Source organism: Glutamicibacter sp. NPDC090743 (assembly GCF_044769125.1).
GTDB lineage: Bacteria > Actinomycetota > Actinomycetes > Actinomycetales > Micrococcaceae > Glutamicibacter.
Window position 1 is genome coordinate 482,382 of record NZ_JBIVXE010000003.1, and the last position, 9,361, is coordinate 491,742.

12 protein-coding genes are annotated in these 9,361 nt (G+C 58.2%); 8 read left to right on the plus strand and 4 right to left on the minus strand.

The window, feature by feature from the left end:
• Positions 1-50 precede the first annotated feature (50 nt).
• Genes ACIQTS_RS08715 through ACIQTS_RS08725 form a run of 3 tightly spaced genes read left to right on the plus strand, consistent with a single transcriptional unit; the run spans position 51 to position 1,636 of the window.
• A complete protein-coding gene (locus tag ACIQTS_RS08715) occupies positions 51-425 on the plus strand; it encodes a helix-turn-helix domain-containing protein (RefSeq protein ID WP_400291362.1) in 375 nt (124 codons plus the stop codon).
• A gap of 6 nt (positions 426-431) precedes the next feature.
• Positions 432-1,178, plus strand: coding sequence for an ImmA/IrrE family metallo-endopeptidase (locus ACIQTS_RS08720; protein WP_400291364.1), 747 nt, complete (start codon positions 432-434; stop codon positions 1,176-1,178).
• Entirely contained in the window at positions 1,175-1,636 is a 462-nt protein-coding gene (locus ACIQTS_RS08725; RefSeq protein WP_400291366.1) for a DUF4411 family protein, read from the plus strand. Before ACIQTS_RS08720 ends, ACIQTS_RS08725 begins: the two co-directional genes overlap by 4 nt.
• A gap of 51 nt (positions 1,637-1,687) precedes the next feature.
• On the opposite strand, the gene ACIQTS_RS08730 is transcribed toward ACIQTS_RS08725, so the two are convergent.
• Both ACIQTS_RS08730 and ACIQTS_RS08735 read right to left on the minus strand, forming a co-directional pair.
• The gene (locus tag ACIQTS_RS08730; protein ID WP_400291368.1) at positions 1,688-2,038 is read right to left on the minus strand and encodes a hypothetical protein; all 351 of its coding nucleotides are present in this window, start codon (positions 2,036-2,038) and stop codon (positions 1,688-1,690) included.
• 284 nt (positions 2,039-2,322) lie between these two features.
• Positions 2,323-2,508, minus strand: coding sequence for a hypothetical protein (locus ACIQTS_RS08735; protein ID WP_400291370.1), 186 nt, complete (start codon positions 2,506-2,508; stop codon positions 2,323-2,325).
• Between the two features lie 272 nt (positions 2,509-2,780).
• Here ACIQTS_RS08735 and ACIQTS_RS08740 point away from each other — a divergent pair, with 272 nt between their 5' ends.
• Complete coding sequence (locus tag ACIQTS_RS08740; RefSeq protein ID WP_332595448.1) at positions 2,781-3,350, plus strand: YdeI/OmpD-associated family protein; 570 nt, start codon at positions 2,781-2,783, stop codon at positions 3,348-3,350.
• Positions 3,351-3,393: 43 nt separating this feature from the next.
• Here ACIQTS_RS08740 and ACIQTS_RS08745 read toward each other — a convergent pair whose 3' ends face one another.
• Complete coding sequence (locus ACIQTS_RS08745) at positions 3,394-3,597, minus strand: hypothetical protein (RefSeq protein ID WP_332489410.1); 204 nt, start codon at positions 3,595-3,597, stop codon at positions 3,394-3,396.
• A gap of 177 nt (positions 3,598-3,774) precedes the next feature.
• Here ACIQTS_RS08745 and ACIQTS_RS08750 point away from each other — a divergent pair, with 177 nt between their 5' ends.
• Entirely contained in the window at positions 3,775-4,653 is an 879-nt protein-coding gene (locus ACIQTS_RS08750) for an NAD(P)-dependent oxidoreductase (protein ID WP_402472719.1), read from the plus strand.
• On the opposite strand, the gene ACIQTS_RS08755 is transcribed toward ACIQTS_RS08750, so the two are convergent.
• Positions 4,650-5,867 carry an NAD(P)/FAD-dependent oxidoreductase gene (locus ACIQTS_RS08755; protein WP_402472722.1) on the minus strand — a complete coding sequence of 406 codons (1,218 nt, stop codon included), beginning with the start codon at positions 5,865-5,867 and terminating at the stop codon, positions 4,650-4,652. The two genes, ACIQTS_RS08750 and ACIQTS_RS08755, sit on opposite strands and share 4 nt — an antisense overlap.
• 179 nt (positions 5,868-6,046) lie before the next feature.
• Here ACIQTS_RS08755 and ACIQTS_RS08760 point away from each other — a divergent pair, with 179 nt between their 5' ends.
• From ACIQTS_RS08760 to ACIQTS_RS08770, 3 genes are all read left to right on the plus strand, one after another.
• Positions 6,047-6,721, plus strand: a complete 675-nt coding sequence (locus ACIQTS_RS08760) for a GntR family transcriptional regulator (RefSeq protein ID WP_400291374.1) — start codon at positions 6,047-6,049, stop codon at positions 6,719-6,721.
• A 125-nt stretch (positions 6,722-6,846) separates the two neighbouring features.
• A complete protein-coding gene (gene brnQ / locus ACIQTS_RS08765; RefSeq protein WP_402472725.1) occupies positions 6,847-8,232 on the plus strand; it encodes a branched-chain amino acid transport system II carrier protein in 1,386 nt (461 codons plus the stop codon).
• A 29-nt stretch (positions 8,233-8,261) separates the two neighbouring features.
• Positions 8,262-9,203: an ornithine cyclodeaminase family protein gene (locus ACIQTS_RS08770; RefSeq protein WP_400291378.1), complete on the plus strand. Its 942-nt coding sequence runs from the start codon at positions 8,262-8,264 to the stop codon at positions 9,201-9,203.
• Positions 9,204-9,361 lie beyond the last annotated feature (158 nt).

A 9,361-nucleotide genomic window follows, 5' to 3' on the forward strand; every position in this document is an offset into this window, starting at 1 on the left:
GAAATAGACCAACTTTAAAGCATACTGGTCATGAACGGAGGTGAGTGCTCATGGCCCGCGCCCCGATTAATGGTGACACGTTGAACTGGGCACGCGAACTCGGACGCGTGACGCAGGAAGACCTCGCAAAGGCTGTAGGGGTCAAGACTGAACGGGTCATGGAATTCGAAGCAGGCGAGAGTCTTCCTACCTTCCGACAGCTTACCCTGATGGCAAGCAAACTTGATCGCCCACTTGGATTCTTCTTCGCCCCGGCCCCGGCGGAGCCTGACGTACCCGATACGGCCGACTTCCGAGGTCGCCTACACGACGAGCTGCCGGCGGACCTCGCCCGAGAGATGCGCCGGGCCGAGCAGCATAGAGACGCTATGCTCGATCTGGCGACCACTCACGGTGAGAAGTTGGAGCTGCGACCCTTGTCTTAGGAAAACTTGAAAGACCAGGCCGCCGACGTGCGTCGACAGTTCGGTCTCCTTGACACCTTCGTCCCTACCGAGTCCCAGATCAACCAGGTCTTCAACTTCTGGCGCGGACTAATCGAGGCCAGGAACATCCTCGTGTTCCAGACCACGAAGATCGCGTTGGGGACCTTCCGCGGATTGTCCATCCATCATGACAGGTTGCCTGTCATCCTGATCAACGGTGGGGACAGCGCTTCCGGTCGCACATTCACCTTGTTTCACGAGCTCGCGCACCTTGCGAACCGCACCAGCGGCCTCTGTGTACTCAAAGAAAACATCAACGAGGAGGCGTTGGCAAACAGCTTCGCGGCCAATTTCTTAATGCCCGAAAACTCTGTTCGCCGACAGTTGCGCCCGATCGACGATCCGTATGAACTGTCTGGACACCTAGCGTCGGTCTTCAAGGTCAGTCCGCTTGCCGCCGCCGTACGTCTTCGGACCCTCAACATCATCGATGACGAAGGCTTAGCCGCGATCCGGTTGCGCAGTGACGCTGAGTGGAGCAAAGTGCGAGAGTTGAGAAAGAAGTCTGGCAGTATTGTGCCACCATGGCGACTCCGCTATCGAGATCTCGGCTCTTCTTACATTGGCGCCGTTGCTCATGCAATCGAGGACCGACGGGTAGACATGATGGATGCCACTTATCTCCTCAATGCGCGCGTTCCAATGGTCGAACAGCTCTTGACCGAATACTACAGAACTGGGGGTGCGGAGTGACCTACACCCTCGACAGCAACATCCTCATCAATCTGCAGCGGGTGTATCCGCGCGACATCTTCCCTAGTATCTGGGAGAGTATCGAGGTATCAGCAACCAACGGAGACAGCTGCATTTGCGAGGCCGTCCACCGGGAGGTCAATCGCAGTGGTGACGCCCTCCACAAGTGGGCCAAGGAACTTCCCGACTTCGTCTGCGCAATTTCTGAAGACGAACTCAACATGGTAGCGGAGATCGCTAACGCGCATCCAGGATGGGTACAAGGCCAGCTCAACGAGGCCGATCCATTCGTGATCGCCCATGCGAAAGTCGAGCGCTCGTTGCTGGTCACCGAAGAGCGCAGGAAAGGGCCCAACACATCTGAGAAGAATCTCAAGATTCCCAACGTCGCGGCTGAGCACGGCGTGGAAGTCCTAAAGTTCTTCGATTATGTGCGCCGCGAGGGTTGGACATTCTAAGGTCCCTCTCGGTCAGGCTGTAAGTGAGTCAGCCTGCTCGCTGCGGTCGACTCATGATCCCTCGTTCCCCTCATCTTCAGAATTCTCAGTTCTCGAACGACGAGTTTGATAGAGATAGCGGCCTCTAAGCCGGATGAATTCATCCGCGCGGTCGTTCTCGCCGGTCAGCGCACCGGTGAGCTTCCCGAAAGCTCCTTCGTTGAGCACTGCCGCATCCGTCAGGATCTCCCGCAGTTCCGGCGACGCCATGAACTGGTCGAGCGCGTTGTGGTCGATCTTCTCGCCGATGCGCGGATCATCCTCCGCCATGCCAGCCGCGGCGACCACGAAGCCCTGGATCTGTGGATCGGCGAACTCCGCACCGAACGGCGCGTTGATCCTGGCCACGATGTCCGAGAGCAATTCCTGCTGCGGATCCTGCCTAGAGACATGCGAACCGACGCCGGTGATCCACGGAGCACCGGAGTGTCCAGCTCGCCGGACAGGCCGATGTCCGCCTTGCCCCTGTCGATCTGGCGGACCTTGCGCAGTTCGAGCCCGGAAACGTTCACCGAGGCAGAGACATCGTCGGATGGCAACAGCCTTATAAGCTGGCGCAGGAACTCCGCGAGCTTTTCCAGGTCGCTGGTGCCGTAGTCGACGACCTGGGACATGAAGTCGTACAAGCGCACGAACGGGCCGCAGTCCTACTTGAATGTGCGCAGCTCGTCGAGGGCCTGGCCGTCATCGCTTTCCGATGCATCAGCCCACCGGGCAACGTACTCGTCGCGTGCCGGAGTCACCGCCGCAGTCAACGCACTGTGGGACTGGATGCGCGCCCACCACGCCTTCGCATACCGCTCTACGTCGGCCTGCGTGTAGATGCGCGGCATTGACGCTGAGCTTGGCGATGACCAGGACTGCGGGGACAAACTGGTGCTGGAAAAATGCAGCAGTCGAGCCCTCATCGCTTTGGCCCGCCGACGGCTGACCGTGCCCTTCGCCATGATCCGTGGCGTGTCATTTCATAATGTACCGGAGCAGGAAATTGCTCCACGGGCTCCGGACACGTCCCGCCGTCCATCGGGCAAGCAATGGCAGGCATCATCCCGACGGCGAGTCCAAGCTCTAGCAACTATGGGCAACGAGGTGCAGGATAGGTTCCATGGATCCACAAGATGCTTTGATTCTTCCTGATGTCACCGCTTGGCGCGCTTGGCTCGACGAACACGAAGAAACCAGCGATGGCGTTTGGCTGGTAGTGGCAAAGAAGGGAACGACTTCCCCCACCTCGCTCGCTGTCGCACAAGCATTGCCCGAGGCGCTCTGCAGCGGATGGATCGATGCCATCCGCCGCAAACGCGACGAGACGACCTTCCTCCAGCGCTACACTCCCCGCCGGAAGAACTCTGTCTGGTCCCAGAAGAACACTGAATTCGCCCAGGAATTAATTGATCAAGGACGCATGCGGCCACGAGGCTTCGCGGAAATCCAGAAGGCCAAGGAAGATGGACGGTGGGAGCGTGCCTACCAAGGCCAGGCCACCGCCCAGGTTCCTCCGGATCTGCAAGAAGCGCTGGATCGTTCGACCGTGGCGGCCACGAATTTTGCGGCCTTGAAATCCCAACCGCGCTATCACATCCTGCATCAGCTGATGATTGCCCGAACGGAGAAAACGAGGACTGCCCGCTTGGCCCGATTCGTTGCAGAACTTGAGCAGGGTCCAGAAGCCTGATCCTTGGTCCGGTACAGTACTACGCGGACGATGCCACTGAGCGCTAGCTTCTGGAGCGGTATATCGCTTCGGCGATCATGGCGCCTGCTTGCAAAATGGCTGCCGCAAGAATGACTAGCGCGGCCGCAGTGGCCCCTCCAAGAATCAGCATGACTACTCCGACAAGGCCCAAGGTCCAGGCAATGAACATTGCTCCTGTAGTCATTCCTAGTCCGGCCTGCCGGGTTTTCTTCACGCTCTGAGTCATATCGCCAGTTTAGACGCAGGACTGAGCTCTGGGGAAAATGGTTTCTGGAACTGATCATTTTCGCGGGGGCCTTGGTACCGTGGAATTCAATGCCCGGGCAACGCCGGCAATATCTCATCTCACGATTGGATTCATGGTTTGCGTGTATTAGTTCCGTGGCAAAGCTTGGTCGACAGCATGCAGATTCCCGGGGTCGAAACCGTCTTGTGGAATATCAATGATGGCGAGCCTCCAGCAGCTGATGTGCTCGTTACCGAGCGGCCGCTGGATCCTGCGCATCGCTCGCGAGTCAGCAGAATCCCGGGGCTCAAGCACGTGCATCTGCTATCCCTCGGCTACGAGTGGGTGCTGGAGCATCTCCCCGGCGAAGCAGTCTTGTCGAATTCCCGCGGCGCAGTGGAAGACTCCACCGCTGAGCACTGCCTCGCCCTCGTACTGGCCGCATTGCGCGAGCTCCCTGCGGCCATGGCCTCGCAGAAAGAGCAGGAGTGGCCTCGCTTGTGGACTTCCTCGCTTTTCGGCTCCAATGTCGTGGTGCTCGGAGTGGGCGGTGTTGGCACAGCCACTATTGAACGGCTCAAAGCCTTCAAACCAGCCAGAATCACCGGAGTCGCCAGTTCCCCGCGAATCCTGGATGATGGCACCAATGTCGTCGCCCTGCGCGATGCAGCTGAGCTCCTGCCTGAAGCCGATGTCGTCATCTGCACTCTGCCGCATACACCCCAGACCCAAGGCCTTATTGATGCAGGATTCCTCCAGCGCATGCGCGACGGCGCACTGCTGGTGAATGTCGGCCGCGGCCCTATTGTGAACACCGCAGATCTGCTCGACGAGCTGCGCTCGGGACGCCTGCGCGCGGCTCTGGATGTGACCGATCCCGAGCCGTTGCCCACGGGCCATCCGTTGTGGACCGCGCCGAACTGCATCATTACGCCGCATATGGCTGGTGATACCTCGGAATTCATGCGGTTGGTGTCGAATTTGGCGACGCAGCAAGTTCAGCTGCTATCCACCGGTTCGGCACCGCACAACATTGTTCGCCGCAACCTTGGCTAGGCCCTGCTTGCTGCCAAGGAATGCTCGACAATTTCATGAACCTTGTCGACGGTAACCGGAGCCAGGGTAACGCCGAGGGGTCCATGCCCCGCGGCTACTGTCAGGTTCTCGTATTTGCGTTGCCCGATGATCGGCACGCCGCTTGCAGTCATCGGCCGGGCGCCCTGCCAACGGCTAAGTTCCGGCAAATGCCTAAGCTCTGGCAGCAATGCTTCCGCGCCCTGGCGCAGGGCTGAAATATCCGAATCAGCTGGAACTGCATTGCTCATGCCGCCAAAACGCATTCCGCCCGTAATTCGCACACGTCCAGGCATTGGACTGATAACCACATGATCTTCCATCCCCATCAAGGCACGACTAACCAAGCGGTCCTGATCTTCCAGAGTCACCGACCAGCCGTATCCAGGCTCAACTGGCACACTGACTCCCAAGGCCTTGCCGGTTTCACGGCTGGAGGCTCCCGTTGCCAAAACAACGTGTCGCGCCGAGACCCTCCCGGAATCAGTGATCAAGGTGTGCAGGTTGGATCCGGTAGCTTCGTGGTCGATGACCTTCGCACCTACGACCTGGGCTCCATGGTCAATGGCATCTTGCAACCAACGCCTTGCGGCTTCTTCAGGATCCAGGAAACCTTCGTTGGAGAACCAGATCCCGCTGGCAACTCCATCTTCTACCCCGGCCTGCAGATCAACGATTTGCTCTCGATTCACAACATCGCAGGTCGCACCAGCCGCACGCATGCGCTCGGCATCCGCATGCAGGCGTTCGGCATTGCCCTCATCCGTGGATAGCCACAACCAGCCTTGCTCTTGCATGCCGAGATCCAATCCGTCTTCTCTCAGCTGCTGGTATCGTTTCTGGCTCAGTGTCGCCAGGCCATGGAGCTTCGCTGTATCCCTTTTGACACGTCCCGGCCTGCAGTTCATTGCAAAGCTGGCCAAGAACTTCAATGATTCGAACCCCAATGGCTTCGCAAACGTCACCGGGGCATGCTGGCTGCCGAAAGTTTTAATGCCCTCCCACAAGTTCCCTGGAGTGGACATCGGAGTCGAATAGCTCGGGACGATGAGTCCTGCATTGCCCAGGGATGAACCGCGTCCCGGCGCGGGATCAATAACCACCACATCCAGCCCGTCTCGGCTCAGCTGGCTGGCAATTCCTGCGCCGATTATTCCGGCACCAATAACTGCGACGTCAGCTCGTTCTAGGCTCATTCTTGCTCCTGCGCTACGTTTCCTTGCTGGCTAGATGGTTAAATCATCACGCCAGCACCAATCAGTATTGTGTTATACCTTACACCTTAGTGGGTATCCTGCCTGCGGATACAGCCACATTTCCCGCCAGGCGGGCACACTGCCATGAGGGTTTGCTCGAACGTGGTAAACAAGTAGATATGACTACGAGCAATCACACTCCCTTGAGGGCGATCAGCCTGCGCGAACAGGCCCGAAACGCAATTCGCACCTCGATTGTCATGGGGCAAATCCAACCGGGAAATGTGGAAAGCGTTGTCAAAGTTGCCGCCGAACTAGGGGTGTCAATTACCCCGGTCCGCGAAGCTGTCATGGATCTGGCAAACCTGGGAATTGTGGAAGTCATCCGCAACAAGGGATTCCGCGTACCGGTCCTGACCGAGCAAGATCTGGACGAGATTTTCAAGCTCCGCACCATGCTGGAAGTTCCAGCGATGCGCGAAGTCGCCGAAAATTTCCATGGCACCGATCCGGAGCCATTCAAGACGCTGGCTGCTGACATCATTCTCGCGGCCCGCGAAGGCGACGTCCGCAGATTCCTGGACAGCGACCGCAAGTTCCACAAGGCGCTCTTGGAGACCCTTGGAAACCATCGCCTGGTGCAGACCGTCGATCAGCTACGCGACCAAGCTCGCATGCAGGGCCTGCAGAAAATGGCTGATCATGGTGACCTCACGGAATCCGCCGAAGAGCACTTGGAGATCCTGGCAGCCATTGCCACAGGTGACGGCGATCTGTCCGCCGAACTAATGACCCGCCACCTCGCGCACAGCCGCGGCATTTGGGCCGACCGCCCCGAACCTCAAGCTACTTAGAAAGTCCCGAACCCGCCATTGGACTCGAATCACGTTTTGTGTAATATATAACATAGAAGTGATGCACGCTACAGTTGCGTCTTGGACATCGGATATCCCGATCCCCAACAATCTCGAGGACTCGAATGAAAACAAAGATTTCAGCACCTCAAATGCTTGTTATCGGCCTGACGCTATTTGCGATGTTCCTAGGCGCCGGCAACATCATCTTCGCCCCGTTGGTCGGGCAGCAAGCCGGCAAGTCTTCCTTGGTGCCCGTGAGCGCCTTCCTCCTGACTGGTGTCGGCCTGGTGCTTCTGGCGATCATCGTTTTGGCTAAGGCCGGCGGTCGAGTTGAGCCGCTTTCGGACCGCGTGCATCCCTGGTTTTCCAGAGGCTTTTGCGCGCTCTTGTTCCTGGCGCTCGGCCCTTTGTACGTAATCCCCCGGACAGGTTCCGTGGTGTACGAGATCGCTCTCAAGCCGCACCTTGACTTATCAGACGACGGCGCCCGCTGGATGCTGCTTGCCTTCTCGGCCGCATTTACCGCGTTGACGATCTTCCTCTCCCTCGACATGGGAAAGCTGGTGGCGCGTCTGGGAAAATTGATTACTCCCGTTTTCTCCGTGCTGCTGCTCATCATTATCGGCAAGTCATTCCTCACGCCGATGGGCGCCCCGCAAGATCCTATTGAACCGTACCTTTCCAGCACATTCCTCAAAGGTTTCACCGAAGGCTACTTCACCATGGACGCGCTAGCAGCGCTCGTATTCGGTGGCGTCTTCATCCAATCCATAAAAGCCATCGGGATTACTGAGCCCCGTGCTATCACCAAGGTCTTCATCAAAGCCGGCGTGATCACCGTCATCGGCCTGTCCTTATTGCATATTTCGATGGCTGGGATCGGCGCAACCAGCGTTGAAGCTATCGGACGCTTCGACAACGGCGGCGCAGTACTGGCCGAGTCTTCCCGCTATCTGCTGGGGACCGGCGGCGTCATTGCCATGGGCGTCATTGTTCTCTTGACCGGCATCACCACGAACATCGCCTGTCTGTCTTCCGTATCTGAATATTTCAGCAACATCACTCCATGGGCTAGTTACCGGCGCTGGGTATATATCTTCGGCCTGGCCGGGTTGCTATTCACCAACTTCGGACTGGAAACCGTTTTGGAAACCGCTATTCCGCTGCTGATGTTCCTGTATCCGCTGTCAATTACCTTGATTCTCCTTGTAATGCTCAACCGGTTCTTTTCCGGATACCAGTCCGTATACATCGGCGCGATCTTGGGCGCGGGACTGATCGGCCTATTCGATGCAATCAAATCCGCAGGTCTTTTTGTTGACGGCCTCAACAACGCCTTGGCTTTCATCCCGATGTTCGCCCAAGGCGGCGGTTGGATTATCCCGGCCTTCGCAGGCGGCCTTCTTGGCTACCTGGTCGCTCGGCTTCGCGCAGAACCAAAGCGTGAGTATCCAGAAGCTCAGCGGAACACTGCGAGCGAACCGCAACAAGCTGTGTCAAAATCCTGACGTTGTCAAAACAACAGAAACGAGCATCCATGAACCTCACTAAGCAAGTTTCACCTGTCTGGTACACATCCGAGCAAGTTGCGGAAGCTGTCAGTCCTGACCGCGCGCGCGAACTTCTAGAAAACGCCTTGCGGGACGGCTTCGATCCAGCGACAGATCCTGATCGCACAGGCATCGCTGCCGGAAGCGGCGAAATGCTGCTCATGCCCTCGACCATCGGCGAATGGTCGGGCATTAAAGTAGCCACCGTTGCCCCAGATAACCCGGGCAAGGGGTTGCCCCGAATCCAGGCGAACTACATTCTGATGGACGCCGAGACGTTGTCCACCCAGGCATTGCTTGAGGGCGCGATGCTCACGGCTTTGCGCACACCAGCAACTTCGGCCGTAGCAGCTAAGCACTTGGCCCCGTCAGGCCCATGCACGCTCATGGTCTTCGGGACCGGGCCGCAAGCTTGGGGACATATAGAAGCCATGTCGGAAATCAGGGAAATCACCGAGGTCATCATCTCGGCCCGCAATCGCGAACGAGTCGATGCCTTGGTGGCGAAGGCCAATGCTTTTGGACTGGCTGCCAGAGCTGGGGATCCTGGCGACGTTGCCAACGCTCAACTCGTGGTGTGCGCGACAAGTGCAAGCGAGCCGTTGTTCGACGGATCGCTTGTCCAGCCAGGAGCATGCGTTATCGCGATGGGTTCACATGTGCCCGAGTCGCGCGAGCTCGATGGTGAATTGGTTGGCCGCTCATTGGTAGTGGTAGAAGATATCGCTACAGCTCTGCGTGAAGCTGGCGATGTCATTCAAGCCATCGCTGAAGGCACTTTGCTGGCCGGTAACCTAGCCACCATCGCCAAGCTGGTGCAAGGCCAATTCACCCGGTGTGATGATCGGCCTAATATCTTCAAGGGCACTGGGATGTCCTGGCAAGATCTGGTGGTTGCTGTCGGCGTTCACGAGCACTTCACCAACTAGGCGACAGCGAACAGGGATTCCAGTGCCGTGGGGGGGGGGGGGGGGGGGGGGCCCCCCCCCCCCCCCCCCCCCCCCCCCCCCGCCCACACACAGCCACCAAAAGACGGCGGTCGGGGTTTGGGAGAGCACCGGGAAGTTAGAAAAATTGAAAAACAAAG